10 protein-coding genes are annotated in these 16,860 nt (G+C 65.8%); 3 read left to right on the plus strand and 7 right to left on the minus strand.

The features are described from left to right. Positions 1 to 66 precede the first annotated feature (66 nt). Positions 67 to 2,784, plus strand: coding sequence for a TonB-dependent receptor domain-containing protein (locus AC3A5N_RS12305; protein WP_487737609.1), 2,718 nt, complete (start codon positions 67 to 69; stop codon positions 2,782 to 2,784). Here the strand turns inward: AC3A5N_RS12305 and AC3A5N_RS12310 are convergent. Together AC3A5N_RS12310 and AC3A5N_RS12315 are read right to left on the minus strand one after the other, a co-directional pair. Next, complete coding sequence (locus AC3A5N_RS12310; protein WP_487737610.1) at positions 2,781 to 3,980, minus strand: BaiN/RdsA family NAD(P)/FAD-dependent oxidoreductase; 1,200 nt, start codon at positions 3,978 to 3,980, stop codon at positions 2,781 to 2,783. The two genes, AC3A5N_RS12305 and AC3A5N_RS12310, sit on opposite strands and share 4 nt — an antisense overlap. A 40-nt stretch (positions 3,981 to 4,020) precedes the next feature. Continuing rightward, positions 4,021 to 4,149: an entericidin A/B family lipoprotein gene (locus tag AC3A5N_RS12315; protein ID WP_487737611.1), complete on the minus strand. Its 129-nt coding sequence runs from the start codon at positions 4,147 to 4,149 to the stop codon at positions 4,021 to 4,023. A gap of 143 nt (positions 4,150 to 4,292) precedes the next feature. Between AC3A5N_RS12315 and uvrC the strand changes: the two genes are divergently transcribed. Next, positions 4,293 to 6,260, plus strand: coding sequence for an excinuclease ABC subunit UvrC (gene uvrC / locus AC3A5N_RS12320; protein ID WP_487737612.1), 1,968 nt, complete (start codon positions 4,293 to 4,295; stop codon positions 6,258 to 6,260). 113 nt (positions 6,261 to 6,373) lie between these two features. Further along, positions 6,374 to 8,677: an EAL domain-containing protein gene (locus AC3A5N_RS12325; RefSeq protein WP_487737613.1), complete on the plus strand. Its 2,304-nt coding sequence runs from the start codon at positions 6,374 to 6,376 to the stop codon at positions 8,675 to 8,677. Positions 8,678 to 9,271: 594 nt separating this feature from the next. Here the strand turns inward: AC3A5N_RS12325 and AC3A5N_RS12330 are convergent. The 5 genes from AC3A5N_RS12330 to AC3A5N_RS12350 all read right to left on the minus strand — a co-directional run bounded on the left by AC3A5N_RS12330 (position 9,272) and on the right by AC3A5N_RS12350 (position 16,810). Then, complete coding sequence (locus AC3A5N_RS12330) at positions 9,272 to 10,183, minus strand: acyl-CoA thioesterase (protein WP_487737614.1); 912 nt, start codon at positions 10,181 to 10,183, stop codon at positions 9,272 to 9,274. A 32-nt stretch (positions 10,184 to 10,215) separates the two neighbouring features. Then, positions 10,216 to 11,100, minus strand: coding sequence for a transcriptional regulator (locus AC3A5N_RS12335; RefSeq protein WP_487737615.1), 885 nt, complete (start codon positions 11,098 to 11,100; stop codon positions 10,216 to 10,218). A gap of 2 nt (positions 11,101 to 11,102) precedes the next feature. Beyond that, positions 11,103 to 12,083, minus strand: a complete 981-nt coding sequence (locus AC3A5N_RS12340) for a GNAT family N-acetyltransferase (RefSeq protein ID WP_487737616.1) — start codon at positions 12,081 to 12,083, stop codon at positions 11,103 to 11,105. 305 nt (positions 12,084 to 12,388) lie between these two features. Further along, positions 12,389 to 14,494, minus strand: a complete 2,106-nt coding sequence (locus AC3A5N_RS12345; RefSeq protein WP_487737617.1) for an alpha/beta hydrolase family protein — start codon at positions 14,492 to 14,494, stop codon at positions 12,389 to 12,391. A 213-nt stretch (positions 14,495 to 14,707) separates the two neighbouring features. Beyond that, the gene (locus tag AC3A5N_RS12350) at positions 14,708 to 16,810 is read right to left on the minus strand and encodes a sodium-translocating pyrophosphatase (protein WP_487737618.1); all 2,103 of its coding nucleotides are present in this window, start codon (positions 16,808 to 16,810) and stop codon (positions 14,708 to 14,710) included. Positions 16,811 to 16,860: the final 50 nt, after the last annotated feature.

Here is a 16,860-nt window from a genome sequence, read left to right on the forward strand (position 1 = left end):
TCGCCCTTGGCAGTTCGCCACTTGGGGAGGAGGCGCAACGAGATACGATAAAAGGACGCTGCACCCTTGCTGAAACTTTCCGCCACCGCATCGCTTCTCGCCATTGCTGCGTTCGCCATCGCCCCGGCACCGGTCTGGGCGCAGGATTCAGGCGCGGGCGGGGCTGCCGAAGGCGAAGAGGAAATCGTCGTCACCGCCGAGCGTATCCGGGGGCAGGTCGATACCGACGTGCCGCCGGTGTTCGAGCTCGATGCGGAGGAGATCGGCTCCTACGGCGCCGGTTCGATCGAGGAACTGATCGAGCAGCTCGCACCGCAGACCGGATCGGGCCGCGGACGCGGCGAAGGGCGCCCGGTGTTCCTCATCAACGGCCAGCGCTCCGGCGGCTTCCGCGAGTTCCGCCGCTACCCGCCCGAGGCGATCCGCAAGATCGAGGTCCTGCCGGAGGAAGTCGCGCTCCAGTTCGGCTATCCGGCGGACCAGCGGGTGATCAACATCATCCTGCAGGAAAACTTCGCCTCGCGCGAAGTCGAGGTCGAGTACGGCATGCCCGACCGCGGCGGCACCGGGAACGGCGAGATCGAGATGTCGCAGCTCACGATCAGCGGCAACCGGCGCCTCAATATCGGCATGGAGTACAACACCACCAGCCTCCTGACCGAAGACGAGCGCGACATTGTGCAGACCCCCGGCAGCACGCCGACCGTGGCGGGCGATCCCGATCCGGCCGCGTTCCGCAGTCTGCGCGGATCGTCGGACACCTGGGAAATCGACGCGACGCTCAATTCCAGCCTTGGCGAGGCGCCGGGCTCGGGCACGTTCTCGGTGAACGGCGGCGTCGAGCACTCTACCGGCCGCTCGCTCTCCGGGCTCGACGTGGTCACGCTGACGGCGAACGGCGAGAGCGCGGTTCGCACGATCGACGACGATCCGCTCACGCGCCGCAACAGCTCGACCACGTTCTCGCTCGGCGGATCGATCATCAAGCCGCTCGGCGAGTGGATGTTCGACACGACGCTCGATGCGAGCCGGACTGAACGCACCACGCTGATCGATCGTCGGCGCGACACGAGCGTCCTGCAGGACATGGTGGACGCGGGCGAGCTGGCGATCGACGGCCCGCTGCCGGCGATCCCCAGAGCAGGCGCCGACCGGGCGGAGAGCACGTCCTACGCCGCCGACGTGAAATCCACGTTGCGCGGTACGCCGCTCATGCTGCCTGCCGGCGAGGCGAACCTGACCTTCGACACGGGCTACTCGTGGAACCGCATCGACAGCACCGACACGCGCACCGACGCTGACGACCTGTCGCAGACGCGCGGCAATCTTTCGGCCGGCGTCAATCTCGGCCTGCCCATCGCCAGCGCGCGCGAAGGCTTCCTCGGCGCGCTGGGCGAGCTTAGCCTCAACCTCGCCGCGGGGGTCGATCACTTGTCGGACTTCGGCACCCTGGCGGACTACACCACGGGGCTTTCGTGGAAGCCGACCGAGCGTCTCTCGCTCCAGGCGAGCTATATCTGGCGCGAGGCAGCGCCGAGCCTGTCGCAGCTCGGCGACCCGATTGTCACCGAGTACAACGTGCCGGTCTACGACTTTGCAACCGGGCAGAGCGTGCTGGCGACCGTCGTCAGCGGCGGCAATCCGAACCTCAGCGCGGAGACGCAGCGCGACATCAAGGTCTCGGCGAACTACGAGATCGACCTGTTCGACCGTGCGAACATCGTCGTCGAATACTTCCGCAACCGTTCGGACGACGTGACGCAGAACTTCCCGCTGCTCACGCCCGCGATCGAGGCGGCGTTCCCCGACCGCGTGGTGCGCGATCCGGCGGGCAACCTGGTATCGATCGACCGGCGACCGATCACCTTCGAAGGCACCAAGAGCTCGCGGCTGCGCTACGGCATCAACCTGTTCGGCCGCGTCGGCAAGGAACAGCCCGAGGGCGGAAGCGGCGAGCGGCGCGAGCGGATGACCTTCGCGGCGCCGGCCTCGCAGGGCGAGGGGCAGGGCGCCCGCCGGCCCGGCGGGCTCGACCCCGCGCAGATGGCCGAGCTGCGGCAGAAGTTCTGCGCCACCCCCGAAGGCGAGACGCCCGATCTCTCCGGCCTGCCCGAGCGGATGCTGGCGCGGCTCAAGGGCGAGGACGGACAGATCGACCCGGCCAAGGTCGCCGCTCTCCGCGAGCGGATGTGCAGCGCCGACGGTGCCGCGCCTGGCGCGCGTGCCGAACACGGCGAGGGCGCGCGCCGCGGTGGCGGGGGCGGGATGCGCTTCGGCCGCGGCGGCGGCGGCGGAGACGGGCAGGGTCGCTGGAATCTTGCGCTCTACCACTCGATCGAGTTCGAGAACGAAGTGCTGGTCGCGCCGGGCGGGCCGGTGCTCGACCAGCTCAGCGGCCAGGCCTTCGGCAACGGCGTGCCGCGCCACAAGATCGAGCTTCAGGGCGGGCTGTTCTACAAGGGCCTCGGCCTGCGCCTCTCCGGTGATTACCAGGCGGCGACGCGCATCGACGGCAGCGGCATGCCGGGCTCGCAGGACCTGTTTTTCGACGACATCGCCAAGTTCAACTTGCGCGCCTTTGTCAATCTGGAGCAGCAGGAGTGGCTGACCGACGGCACGCCCGGCTTCTGGAAGGGTTCGAGGCTCTCGTTCAGCGTGGACAATCTGTTCGATGCGCAGCAGCGCGTGACCGACAGCAGCGGCGTGGTGCCGCTCAGCTATCAGCCGGCGCTGATCGACCCGCTCGGCCGCACGTTCGAGATCGAATTCCGCAAGCTGTTCTAACCGGCTTCGGCGAGCGCGGTCCCGGCCGCGACCGCGCTCGCCCAGGCCCACTGGAAGTTGTAACCGCCGAGCCAGCCGGTCACGTCGACCGCCTCGCCGATCGCGTAGAGCCCGGGCACGGGCCGCGCTTCCATTGTCTTGGAGGAAAGCTCGGCCGTCGCGATCCCGCCGATCGTAACCTCCGCCTTGGCGAAGCCCTCGCTGCCGTTGGGGTGGAAGCGCCAGTCCGCCAGCCGCGCCTCTGCCTTGCGGAGCTCTTTGTCGGGCAGATTGCCGAGGTCGCCATCGAGCGCGATCCGCTCGGCCAGGGTCGCCGCGAGCCGGTCCGGCAGCGCATCGGCGAGTGCGCTCCGCACGGTGCCGCGCCGATTGGCGCGCTTCGCTTCCAGCAACCAGCCCGCGGCGGCGTCCGGAAGAAAGTCGATCCCGATCTCGTCGCCAGGGCGCCAGTAGGAGGAGACCTGCAGGATCGCCGGCCCGGAGAGCCCGCGATGGGTAAACAGCGCCGCCTCGCGGAACGCCGCCTTGCCGCAGCGCGCGACCACGTCCGCTGAGACGCCCGAGAGCTCGCGGAAGAGCACGTCCTCGCCGCCCAGGGTCAGCGGCACGAGGGCAGGACGCGGCTCGACCACCTTGAGGCCGAACTGCCGCGCGAGGCGGTAGGCGAAGTCGGTCGCGCCCATTTTCGGGATCGAGGGACCGCCCGTGGCGATCACCAGCGCCGCCGCGGAAAACGAGCCGCCTGACGTCATGACGCGATACCAGCGGCCGTCGTGCGAGACTTCCGATACCTCCTCGCCGCAGCCGATCTCCACCATGCCGCCCGCCGCCTCCGCCTTCGCGCATTCGGCCAGCAGCATGGCGACGATCTGCCGCGCCGATCCGTCGCAGAAGAGCTGTCCCAGCGTCTTTTCGTGCCAGGCGATCCCGTGCGCCTCCACCAGCGCGAGGAAATCGCGCGCGGTGTAGCGGCTCAGCGCCGACTTGGCGAAGTGCGGATTGGCCGAGAGGTAGCGGTCGGGCGCGGTGTTCAGGTTGGTGAAGTTGCACCGCCCGCCGCCGGAGATGAGGATCTTCTTCCCCACCTCCGCCGCGCGTTCGAGCACGAGCACGCGCCGCCCGCGCTGGCCGCCGACGGCCGCGCACATCAGCCCGGCGGCGCCTCCGCCGAGAACGATAGCGTCATAGGTCTGCATTCCCGCCGCGGTAGAGCCGCCGCACGGAATGGCAAGCGCGTCAGATCGCGCGGTCGCCCGCTTCCCCGACCGATTCGATATCGCGGCCGAGGCCTTTCACCGTGTTGCAGCCGGTGAGCACCACGACCGATGCACCGAGCGCGGCAACGGCGATCAACTTCTTCAACATCGTTCAAACTCCGGTTCGCCGATCCGTGCCGCGCCATACGCGACCGGACGGACGGTGAAAATGCCCCATGAAACATTAACCGCGCTTGGCCGCGTGGGTTCGCTGCCGGTTCCCATTTTCGGCGCAGCGCTTATGTGAACGCCATGCCCCCGACGCGCGTTCCCTCTTCCGCCGGCTCCCCCTACGACCCGCGCGGCGCCGAGCGCTTCAACGAGGAGCGCGCGACCTACACGGTCAAAGGCGACGCGCAGCCGGACATCGAGGCGGGCGTGCAGGCGATCCGCGAGACGGTGAAAACCCTCAAGCCAAAGCCCGGCGTCTATCGCATGCTCGATGCGCGCGGCGACGTGCTCTACGTCGGCAAGGCGCGCGCGCTGAAGAACCGGGTCGCGAACTACACCCAGATCGCCAATCTCTCGAGCCGCCTCCAGCGCATGGTCAGCCAGACGCGGCGGATGGAGATCGTCACCACCAACAGCGAGGCGGAGGCGCTGCTGCTCGAAGCGCAGCTCATCAAGCGCTTCCGGCCGCCCTACAATGTCCTGCTGCGCGACGATAAATCGTTTCCCTTCATTCTCTTGCGGGCGGATCATGAATATCCCCGCATCATGAAGCACCGTGGCGCGCGGCGGGCGAAGGGCGACTACTACGGCCCCTTCGCCAGCGCCGGATCGGTCAACACCACGATTAACGCGCTGCAGAAGCTATTCCTCCTAAGGTCCTGTACCGACAGCTTTCTCGAGCGACGCGACCGGCCCTGCCTGCTCTACCAGATCAAGCGCTGCTCCGCCCCCTGCGTCGGGCGCATCAGCACCGAGGATTACGGCGAGCTCGTGCGCCAGGCGAAGGACTTCCTCGGCGGCAAGTCGTCAGGCGTCCAGCGCGAGATCGAGCGGCAGATGGAGCAGGCGGCCGAAGCTCTCGATTTCGAGCGTGCGGCCATGCTGCGCGACCGCCTGCGCGCCGCGACCGCGATCCAGAGCAGCCAGGCGGTGAACGCCGCGGGGGTGGGCGATGCCGACGTCTTCGCGCTCGCCAGCAAGGGCGGGCAGGTCGGCATTCAGGCCTTCTTCGTTCGCGGCGGACAGAACTGGGGCCACCGCGCCTTCTTCCCCACGCACACGCAGGACGTCGACGACGCGGACGTGCTCACCGGCGTGCTCGCCCAATTCTATGAGGAAGTGCCGCCGCCGCGCACCGTGCTGGTCGACCGCGCGCTGCCCGAGCAGGCGCTGCTCGCCGAGGCGCTGTGCGAAGTGGCCGGGCACCGGGTCGAGATCTCCGTCCCCCAGCGCGGCGACCGGCGGCGGCTGATGGCGCAGGCCAGCCGCAACGCCATGGAGGCGCTCGACCGGCGCCTGGCCGAAAGTGGAACCAAGGCCAAGATCAACCGAGAACTTGCGGAATTCCTTGAACTATCCGAACCGCCGCAGCGGATCGAGATCTACGACAACAGCCATATCCAGGGCGCCAAGGCCGTCGGCGCGATGGTCGTCGCCGGGCCCGAAGGCTTCCTCAAGAACCAGTACCGCAAGTTCAACATCAAGACCGCGCAGACCGACGACGACTTCGCGATGATGCGCGAGGTGATGACCCGGCGCTTTGCGCGCGCGCTGCGCGAGGACCCCGACCGCAGCCAGGAGCGGGGGAGCGGCATCTGGCCCGATCTCGTCCTGCTCGACGGCGGCAAGGGGCAGATGTCGGCGGCGCGCGACGCGCTGGAGGAGCTCGGGATCGAGGACGTGCCGCTGATCGCCATCGCCAAGGGCCCGCACCACGGGCGCGAGGGGCGCGAGGTGTTCCATTTCCCCGACGGGCGCGAGAAGACCCTGCCGACCAATTCGCCGTTGCTGTTCTACCTCCAGACCCTGCGCGATGAGGTCCACCGCTTCGCCATCGGCGCCCATCGCGCCAAGCGCAGCCGCGCGATCTCCGCCTCGCCGCTCGACGAGATCCCCGGCATCGGCCCCTCGCGAAAACGCGCGCTGCTGCTCCACTTCGGCACCGCCGGGAAAGTGCGCGCCGCGGCGCTGGACGACCTGAAGCGCACCCCGGGCATCAGCGCCGGCGTCGCGCAGAAGATCTACGACTTCTACCACCCCGCGGGGTGAGGCAACGCCGGCCGGCGCTTACGGGATTTCCCCGGGTTCGGCTGCATTCGGAAACGCGATGTTTACGATATTCCGGTAGCGCCGACCGCCGGTTAGGAATGATTGCATTGCCCTTGGCACGAGAACTGATCGGATCCGAAAGGCTCCGCCACGCGGCCATCGCCATCCTTCTGGCGGTGGTGGTTGCTGCCACCACGATTCTTCGTCCGCTAGACATCACCGTCTGGTCGCTCCAGGCCAAGCTGTTCGATCACAGCCCCACCTCGGAATTCGTGTTCGTGGAGGTGGAGAAGGGGCCGGATTCGCAGGCCGGTTCCGAGAACAGGCGGCTCCTGCGGACGATTCGGCGGCTCGAGCACGCCGGCGTCGCGCGCATCTTCATCGACATGCCGATCCAGCGCAGCAATTCGCTCAGCATCGATGCGGAGCTGCGGAGTGAGCTGGTGCGCTTGGCCGATAAGGTCGTGCTGACGAGGGCCGTGCGTGAGGATTTTGCGGAGAGGGGATCAGTCGGGGCGAGCGATCGGTTCTTCCAAAGCGGAATGCGGGTCGTTAGCAACGACTATAAGACGGACTTCCTCGGGTATGTGTGGGGGGTTAAGGCATCCTATTCCAACGGAACGATTGAACTTCCGACACTCTGGAACGCGATGGTCCCCGAAGTCTCCCGCAAGGAGATCTATCCCGACTATGCGATCGATACGGACGCGATTCCCCGCTACAATTTGAACAGGACGCCAAGTCTAAGCGAGCAGGAGACCGCGCTGTTTGGCGGCAAGACCGTGGTCTTGGGACCGCAGGGCAATGTCTCGAGGCTCGTGCGAATACCAGGACGGGGGGTCGTACCCCCAAGTCTGATCCATATCATGGCTGCGGAAACGGCCGCGCGGGAATCCGGGCAAATCCTGTCCTGGCTGGGAATGGTCGGCGGCTTCGGCCTTAGCCTTGTGGTCGGTTTGATCGCCTGTCGTGGGAACGCGCACCGGAAGGTGCTGTACGTCCTTTGGACCACAGCGCTTCTCATCCTCGTCGTCGTTACCGCGCAACTGGGGATTCGCGCCGAGTTCGCAGGGCCGTTGGCGCTCACAGCGGTTTACTCCGCATGTCGATTACTGGTTCGATTCAAGAGACGGCACCTATTCCTCGAACCGCGGAGCAAATTGCCGAACTTCGTTGCCTTGCAACGGGACTTGGGTGACGAGCACGTGGACAGGACGACTGCCGTCGTCGTGGCCAAGATCGCACGCTTGGACGCCATTTTTGCGACGCTGACGCCAGCGGATCAGGGCAGGTATCTTCGACAGCTTGCCTCTCGACTGGCCCTTGGAGATGCTGGATCGAGAATCTACTACGACGGCGGCAAATACTTTGCGTTCGCGGTTTCCAGCGAAAAGTATCAGGACCTACAGGGACATCTCGAAGGTCTGCGGGCCGTTGCCTCGCAGTCGATCACGGTTTCGCATCGCGTGCTTGACGTATCGATGACCATCGGCGTCGACCGATCCTCTGACAAGTCAGTCTCGAGCCGCCTGAGTTCGGCGATCGCCGCCGCGGATCAGGCGCGCGAGGCCTATCGGCCGGTCTTCGTCATTTCGGACTTCGCGGCCGAAAGCGAGGAATGGGACTATTCGCTCCAGGCGCGGCTGGAAAGCGCGCTGTCGGAAGACCGCATCTCAATCAAGCTCCAGCCCCAGGCGGACTTGCGGAGCGGACGCATCGTCGGGGTTGAAGCCCTCGCGCGATGGGTCGACGAAGAGCGGGGCGAGATCTCGCCCGCGCGCTTCATCCTTCAGTGCGAGCGCGTGGGGCGTCTCGACGATCTGACCAAGCGTGTTCTGCTCAAGAGCCTGCGTGCGGCGGAGACCCTGCGCAGCCACGGTCACGAACCGAAGATCTCGATCAATGTCTCCGCGATCCAGTTCGTCGACAGCCGCATCGCCGATCTGATTGAGATGAACTTGGCGGCGCATTCGGCTGATCCGGCGAAAATGACGATCGAAGTCACGGAAACCGCCCGGATTGAGGATTTCTCCGCAGCCCGCGCCGTGTTCGAGCAGATCAAGCGGCTCGGCGTCTCGTTCTCGATGGACGACTTCGGCGTCGCGAGCGCCAATCTCGAGGCCATGTTCGAGCTGCCGTTCGACGAGATCAAGATCGATCAGCTGTTCGTCCAGCAGATCCATCGCTCGCGGACGGCGAGGGCGATCGTGTCGAACGTGGCCCGGCTGGCGAGCGATGCCGGACTGACGTCGGTGGCCGAAGGAATAGAGGACCGGGAGACTTTCGCACTCTTGCGCGACATGGGCTGCGATCTCGGCCAGGGATATTACATTGCGCGCCCGGTGACGGTTGGCGAGATCCAGGAAATGCTGACTTTACAAAGGGATGGTCTGCCATTGCGAAACAAAGTTAATTAACAGTTTACAAAAAAATATGGTTAACGTAGTCTCCTCATGCACTTGCAACAGGAGACACGGCATGTTGGGTTCGATCTGGGACTGGATCTTCAACTGAGATCCCTTTGATCCAAAATTACGAAAAGGCCCCCTCGCGGGGCCTTTTTTGTGCCTGGCCCGCGCATGGATGCGAGTTTCGCAAAGGCGAGACGGGCCGCCCAAGCTGGGAAAAGCCTTTCCTACATCGCCGAAATCTGCCTTATCATCTTCGATGACGCGCCTTCGGCCCCTCCTGCCAACGCAAACCTCGATGGCGATCGCGCCCGCCGAACGGGTGCTCCGCAGGGGCGCCAGCGCACAAGGTGACACTCCTCTCCCCAGCTCTTCGCCGCGTCGCGGAAGGTCACACCGGCGCCCTTGGGCACCTGTTTCGGGAAGGCTGCGCACTCCGTTGCCATCCGGCAAGGAGGAGGGCATAAAATCGCACCTGTTTCAAAGAGGTGCGTGCCTCTTCTTCACGTTGCTTGGAGGCCCGCTGGACGCACCGGCCGAGGCGGGTCGCTACAAGGTGACACCGCGCAAACCATGCCGCGTGTGTCAACCACAGCGGCGCCGTCAGTCCGGCTTCGGCATCCGCCGGCGGATCATTCCTTCCTGGGCGACGCTGGCGACCAGCCGTCCCTCGCGGTCGAATATTCGACCTCTGTTGAAGCCGCGCCCGCCGCCGCTCCACGGGCTGTCGGTGGCGTAGAGCAGCCATTCGTCCGCCCGCGCCTCCCGGTGGAACCAGACCGCATGATCGAGGCTCGCCCCGATCATGTCGCCGCGCGCCCAGCTCAGCCCGTGCGGCAGCGCGCTGGTGCCGAGCAACGTGTAGTCACTGGCGTAGGCGATCACCGCGCGGTGCAGGGCGGGGTCCTGCTCGATCGGCGGCAGCGGCGCGGCGGTGCGGAACCAGCAGCGCGCACGGGGCGGCCGGGGCTCGCTGTTCATCCAGTGCAGGCTGTCGACCGTCCGCATCTCGATCGGGCGGGGGCGAAGCATCATCGCCCGCTGCGCCTCGCTCACCTCGCCCATTTCGGCGAGGAGCCGCCGGCGTTGCTCCAGATCCGGCGTCAGCTCCTCGGGAGGGACGGTCTCGGGCATGTCGTAGTCGTCGTGCGACAGCCCGTCCTCTGGCCGCTGAAAGCTGGCCGTCAGGTTCAGGATCGGCGTGCCTTCCTGGCTTGCGACGACGCGGCGATTGGCGAAGCTCCGCCCGTCGAAGTCGCGTGCGATGGCATAGTCGATCGCCGGCCCCTCCTTGCCGCCGCGGAGGAAGTAGGCGTGCAGCGAGTGCGCCACCATTCCCTCCGGCGCGCTGGCCTGGGCGGCCTGCAGCCCCTGCGCGATCACCTGTCCGCCGAAGACGCGGCCGACGCCGTCCTTCTGCGGATGGCCGGTGAAGGCATCCTCGGTCTGCCGCTCGACGGTAAGCAGGCGGACGAGATCGGCGACGAGCTGTTCAGGACTAGGTTGGTCGGTCATCCGCTGCGCTTTGCGGCGTGCGGGCACCGCGGTCAACGGGCGAGGCCGAGCCTGCGCAGCGCGCGGAACGCGAGCGCCTTCGGCATGTTCGAGGCAGGCCAGCGCCCAGGCGCCGCCGGCGATAGCCCCGCGCGGCGCAGCAGCCCGTTGAACCCGCGCGCATCGGCCTCGGCGAAGCTCCAGTCGCTGCGCCAGGTGATCGACAGCGAGATCGAGCTCTCCGGCCCATTGCGGACGAAGTGCGGCGCCATGACCGGCACGAACACGGCCTCGCCGGGAGCGAGTGCGAACTCACGTCCGCCTTCGGCCAGTTCATCGCGCCAGGTCAGCTCGCGTGCGCCGCCGGCGTGGTACGATTCGTGGATCTCGTCGGGCGCGAACCGCGCGTCGCCGGCGGGGAACTGCGTCATCGTCTTGCGGCCGACGAGCTGGAGCAGGATGTTGTGCTCGGGGTCGAAATGATAGGGCGTGACCGCATCGGGGCTGGAGATGAAGACGAACGCCTGCGGGCGCAGCATGGCGCCGGTCTTCGCCTCGATCTCGGGCCTGATCTCGTCCAGCAGACCGAGCAGCAGAGCCTCGTATTCCGGTACTTGCTCGACGTTCTTGAGCACGGCCCAGCTATTGCTGCTGGCGATGTGGCGGATCGTGTCCTCGATCGACAGCCCGGTGCCGCCCGGCTTACCGTCGACGCCGATCGGAAGGTCGCCGCGGTTGTACTCGATCGAGCGCTCGGGCAGCCGGCTTGCAAGCACTGCCAGCGCATCGAGGGTCAGCAACTCGTGCGTTGCGAGCCCGTGGCGCAGCACGTGCGGCGTCTCGGGATATGCCGCGGCGAAAGAGGCGCGGGCCTCGGGTCCGAACACCGGCGCGGGCGCGCCCTCGGCCAGGACTTCGATGGCGGTATGGGCACCCATTGTCAGGCTCCTTTGGCTTTGCCGCGGCTCTCCGCGCGCAGCATCGGGCGGAACAGCGCCCGGCGCAGCGGCCCGCCGATCGCAACGTTGACGCGCACCATCGCGCGTTTCTCGCGCCAGATGCGCTCGATCATCGGATGGTCCGCCGCGGCGCAACTGTCGCACCACGCCACGTCCTCGCGCTCCAGCAGATCGAGGTTCTCGAGCTGGAGCAGCACGCCGGGCGAGAAGCGCGCGAAGCGCTCGTCGAACGCGGTCTTGAAGCTGAACGCACCCGGCGGCGCGATGAAGTTGGCGAGCATGGCGATCGGCTTGCCGTCGAGCGTGAGCGTCAGGCGCTCGAGCCGTCCGTGCGCCGCCGCGCCGTGCAGCGTCTGCGCAGACCAGCCGCGCGTGCTCGGGCGGTCGGCCAGCGCGGAGCCGTTGCGGCCCTTCCATCCGGCTCGTTCGAGCACAAGGAAGTCCTCGACCCAGCCGGCGAGTCCCGCCTCGTCGCAGCGCCGCTCGAAGCGCAGCTCTCCCTCTTCGGCGAGGCGCTTGTGCTGACGGCGCAGTTCCTTGCGCTTCTTGCCGCTCATCGCGGCCTCGAGATAGGCTTGCGGGCCAAGCTCGGACTGCAGCAGCGCGCGCTCCTCCCGCTGGACCACGCCCCACGGCCGCTCCTGCCCGCCCGCCACTTGTGATAGCGCGCGAAACAGCGGACCATCTTCCGCCATCCAGCCGAGATGGAGGAACAGCGCTCCTCCGGCATGCGCATCGGCCCAGCCGAACAGCTCGCGCCAGAACGCCTCCTCACAGCCGCTGCGCACCAGCGGACTGCCGACGAACATGTTGTCGTGGCTCCAGGTCGCGAGGTGCGGGATCGGGTAGCCGTAGTAGCTCCGGCTCCGCGCGAGCGGCATCAGCCCGCAAAGCTCGCCTGCCATCCGCAGATGGACGAGCGCGACGTTCGCAGCGGGCGCGAACCGCTCCAGCGCGGGCATCAGCGTCCAGCGTTCACAGAACGGGTTGGGCTCGCCCGCCGACCTCGCAAGAAGGTCCCATTCCGGCCGTGTAAAATGACCCTCGAGTGCCCGCCACGATGCTGCTGCGAGGCGAGCCGCCGGCGCGCATGTTCGCGCCAGGCAGTCCGCATCCACAGGATCGGGGGTTTCAACGGGGGCACTGGCCACGCGTTAACCTTGGCTACCGCGGACGAACGTGCCGCACGGACCGTGGTAGCACCAAGATGATTAAAAAAGACTAGCTCCTTACCCGGGCATCCAAACGCACCTTCCACTCAGAGTAGTCAAAGACCCTCGATGCCCAACCGCTCTCCCATTTTCTTGGCGGCGGGATCAAGCGGTGCCCGATCCTCGTAATCCGGATCGCCGGGAACGTATGCCGGATTGTGTTTTGCCAGCCACGCTGTTGCACCGCCCAGCCATTCCAGTCGTTCTTCCCTCGTGAAGAACGCGCCGTAGTGGCCGTTTTTCGGCTGCTCTAGGTAGGCGAAATCCACGCCCTCCTGTTTCCCTGCACGTTCCAATGCGTCCTTGAGGATTCGCGCCTGTTCGATCGGAACGCGAGGATCACGCAAACCGTGGACGATCAGAATGGGAGACCAAGTGCCATGCGGGTTCCGCGCAGGCGACACGTCGGAGAGAGCCGATGCACCCTCCGCGAGATAGTTTGCTCCGAACTCGCCGAGGTAAGTCAGGTCGTATTGCTTCATACGTGGCAGGTCGTAGACGCCTGCTCCCGCGATTGCGCACTCCCAGCGCGCGGGGTCACGTTGCACGGCTCGCGCCGACGCGTAACCGCCATACGACCACCCCATCATGCAAGCGCGATCCTTGTCGACCAGACCCTGCGCATCAAGGTAGTCGACGACTTCGTTGAGATCATCCTGCATCCTTGTGCCGAAGCCATCGCTCCGACCGGCCTTCACGAATTCCGCACCGTACCCGCCCGAACCACGGTAGTTCGGCTGCACGACGACATAGCCCTGCTCTGCGATTGCTTGCGCCCACTGGTCGTAGCTGGCGTAGTCCCGCACGCCGTAAGGTCCACCATGAGTCAGCACGACCACAGGCAGATCCTTCTGCTGAGCCCGCAATCGCGGCTGGGTTACCACGGCCTCTATCTCGAGTCCGTCGCTTGCGGTGTAGCGAACCATTTCGACCGGGTTCAACACACCGTCCCTGAGCTCGAAATGGGTGTAGGAGATCAGATCAAAGCTGCCCGACTGAACATCGTAAAGGTAGTAGGAAGGCAGTTGCGCAGCGCGTGCGAGCGCCACAATCATCTTCGTCTCGTCGTCGTTCGTACTAACGATCTGCGCATTTCCCTTACCGAATTCTTCGCGCAGGAATTGCTGAACCTGCGCAAAGCGCGGATCGATATACTCGCGGTATCGACGATCGGTGGCGTATGTGTAGCCGAGAATGCCATTTTCTTCGGCGTTGGGAATCACTCCGCCGACGTCGTAGCCCTCGATCGAGAAGAGCTTCTCCCCGATTTCCATGTTGGACAGATTCGCTTTGTATATGGCGTCGTAGCCTTCATGATTGCTGCTTACGATGGCCATGTCAGGCTCGTCGAGAAACACCAGCGGCGTGATGCCGCTACCGGTAAAATCCTCGTCCGTAATTCGTGCGACGGTGCGGAAGTCCTCGTTCTCACTGGAGCGATAAAGATAGCGCCGCTCGCCGCTGCCACGATCGTAGCCGACGCCCATGCGCACTACGCCGTCGCCGTCGGCTACCCAGCCATCCACGATCGGATTCTTGCGCTGCTCGGTTGAAAGGACCTTGCCGGTCGCGACATCCACCCAATCGACCTGGTAAAGGAACATTCGCTCCGTATCACCGCGCCGGTTCGCCTGCCGTGCGAGCAAAATGCGATCGTTCTCCTCGTCGCGATACAGAACATTGGATGCATCGGCCATCGCGTCGTCCCATCCGACATCGTGGAGCTTGCCGCTCTGCGTATCGAACGCGACGAGCCGATAGATATCAGCCCGGGTGCCGTACACGTTTTCACGCGACGCGAGAGTCATGAGCAGATAACGGTCGTCGAACCACTTGTAGCCGAAGACCGAACGCTGGCCGGTATCCTTGAAAGTCCCGGCAGATGCTATGGGCGTTGCCTTGCCACCGTTCTTGAGATCGACGATCGCATAAACAAAATCGTTGCCGCTGCCGAGCTGGACCGCGATCTTGGTTCCGTCGGGCGAAAGCCGCAGGTTGCTCATTGCCGGGAGCGCCGCGAGTTGCTCCAGCGGAACCTTGGTCGAGATGACTTCGCCCGGCGTAGTTTGCGCAAGGGCAGGAGCATCAAGGCCAGCGACGAGGCTGCACGAGACGAGCGCGATGGCGCTTGCGCTCCGAACGACGAGAGGTTTGATTTTCATGGATTTGCGTCCCCCAAAAGATGCCCGAAAGGGTGTATCGTGACAGTGACGGAAATCCAGAGCAAGTTCCGGTGATGGAACCCGTCCGAAGGGAATGTCGACGAACCTTGTCTGAGACCCAGTTTCGGACCGAACGCATTTGAAACGAAAGAAAAGCCCCGCCCGGCACTTTCCGGGGGGGCCTTTCCAGCCTGGTGGCTTTCTAGCGTTCGCTTACGCGGCCGCCAGCGCCGCCAGCAGAAGCAGGGCGACGATGTTGGTGATCTTGATCATCGGGTTCACCGCAGGGCCGGCAGTGTCCTTGTAGGGATCGCCGACGGTGTCGCCGGTCACCGCGGCTTTGTGCGCCTCGGAGCCCTTGCCACCGTGATTGCCGTCCTCGATGTACTTCTTCGCGTTATCCCATGCGCCGCCGCCCGCAGTCATCGAGAGCGCGACGAAGAGGCCGCCGACGATCACGCCGAGGAGCAGCGCGCCGAGCGCGGCGAAGCCGTTCTCCTGCCCCGCGATCAGGGTGATCACGAAGTAGACCACGATCGGTGCGAGCACCGGCAGCAGTGAGGGCACGATCATCTCCTTGATGGCCGCCTTGGTCACGAGGTCCACCGTACGGGCATAGTTGGGACGGCTGGTGCCGGCCATGATGCCCTTGTCGGCGGCGAACTGCTCGCGCACGTCCTTGACCACGTCGCCGGCAGCGCGGCCGACCGCCGTCATGCCCATCGCGCCGAAGAGGTAGGGCAGCAGCGCGCCGAGCAGCAGGCCGACGATGACGTAGGGGTTCTCGAGACTGAAATCGACGTCCGCGTCCGGGAAGAACTCGGTGAGGTCGGTGGTGTAGGCGGCGAACAGCACCAGCGCGGCGAGGCCGGCCGATCCGATCGCGTAACCCTTGGTCACCGCCTTGGTCGTGTTGCCCACGGCGTCGAGCGCATCGGTCTTCTCGCGCACGCTGTCGTCGAGGCCCGCCATCTCGGCAATGCCGCCGGCGTTGTCGGTGACGGGGCCGTAAGCGTCGAGCGCCACGACCATGCCCGCGAGCGCCAGCATGGCAGTCGCCGCGTAGGCGATGCCGATCAGTCCGGCGAGCTGATAGGCGCCGATGATGCCCGCGACAATCACCAGCGTCGGCAGCGCAGTCGCTTCCAGACTGATAGCGAGCCCCTGGATCACGTTGGTGCCGTGGCCGGTTTCGGAGGCCTTGGCGATCGAGCGCACCGGGCGGTAGTTGGTGCCCGTGTAGTACTCGGTGATCCAGATGATGAGGCCCGTGATCACGAGGCCGACCATCGCGCACCAGAACAGGTCCATACCGGTGAACGGCACCATCTCGGTCCCATCATTGATGACCGCGTTCATGTCGCCGAGCGCGTAGCTCGTCGCCAGCCAGATGGCCGGGATCGAAAGGACGGCCGTGACGAGGAAGCCCTTGTACATCGCGCCCATGATGTTGGTCCCGCCGCCCAGACGGACGAAGTAGGTCCCGATGATCGAGGTGACGATGCAGGCGCCGCCGATCAACAGCGGCAGAGCCATCAGCGGCAGCAGCAGATCGCCCACGCCGCTCAGCAGTAGCGCGGTGAGCACCATCGTCGCGCCGACGGTGACGACGTAGGTTTCGAACAGGTCGGCGGCCATGCCGGCGCAGTCGCCGACGTTGTCGCCCACGTTATCGGCGATCACGGCTGGATTGCGCGGGTCGTCTTCGGGAATGCCTGCCTCGACTTTGCCGACGAGGTCGGCGCCGACGTCGGCCGCCTTGGTGAAGATGCCGCCGCCGAGGCGCGCGAAGATGGAGATCAGCGAAGCGCCGAAGGCCAGCGCCACTAGCGCATCGATCACGATACGGTCGTTCGCTTCGTAGCCCATCAGGCCGATCAGGACGCCGAAGAACACCGCGATCGCGAGCAGGGCGAGCCCGGCGACGAGCATGCCGGTGATGGCACCCGCACGGAAGGCGAGGGTGAGGCCCTGCTGCAGCCCCGTCTGCGCGGCAGCCGCTGTGCGCACGTTCGCGCGGACCGAGATGTTCATGCCGATGAAGCCGGCGAAGCCCGAGAGGATCGCCCCGATGACGAAGCCCGTGGCCGAGATCGGGCCGAGAAAGATCCCGACGATGATCGCCACGACCACGCCGACCACTCCGATCGTCGTATACTGGCGGTTGAGATAAGCCCTGGCGCCTTCCTGGATGGCGCCGGCGATTTCCTGCATCTTTTCATTGCCGGCGGCAGCGCCGAGCACCTGGCGGCTGGTGACGAAGCCATAGACAATGGCTAGCAGCCCCAAAACGATTGCGATCGCGACTAGATTCACGCGCTAGTCCCCTCTTCCCTGGTTTCATTTGGCCAGCGGCCCCGCTTTCG

The sequence above is a fragment of the Pelagerythrobacter sp. Soil_C_18 genome (assembly GCF_057657235.1).

What these genes read in the sequence shown, in the direction of transcription:
- AC3A5N_RS12310 (WP_487737610.1), bottom strand. Translation starts at nt 3,980, where the DNA reads ATGCAGACCTATGACGCTATCGTTCTCGGCGGAGGCGCCGCCGGGCTG.
- AC3A5N_RS12315 (WP_487737611.1), bottom strand. Translation starts at nt 4,149, where the DNA reads ATGTTGAAGAAGTTGATCGCCGTTGCCGCGCTCGGTGCATCGGTCGTG.
- uvrC (WP_487737612.1), top strand. Translation starts at nt 4,293, where the DNA reads ATGCCCCCGACGCGCGTTCCCTCTTCCGCCGGCTCCCCCTACGACCCG.
- AC3A5N_RS12330 (WP_487737614.1), bottom strand. Translation starts at nt 10,183, where the DNA reads ATGACCGACCAACCTAGTCCTGAACAGCTCGTCGCCGATCTCGTCCGC.
- AC3A5N_RS12335 (WP_487737615.1), bottom strand. Translation starts at nt 11,100, where the DNA reads ATGGGTGCCCATACCGCCATCGAAGTCCTGGCCGAGGGCGCGCCCGCG.
- AC3A5N_RS12340 (WP_487737616.1), bottom strand. Translation starts at nt 12,083, where the DNA reads ATGCCCGCGCTGGAGCGGTTCGCGCCCGCTGCGAACGTCGCGCTCGTC.
- AC3A5N_RS12345 (WP_487737617.1), bottom strand. Translation starts at nt 14,494, where the DNA reads ATGAAAATCAAACCTCTCGTCGTTCGGAGCGCAAGCGCCATCGCGCTC.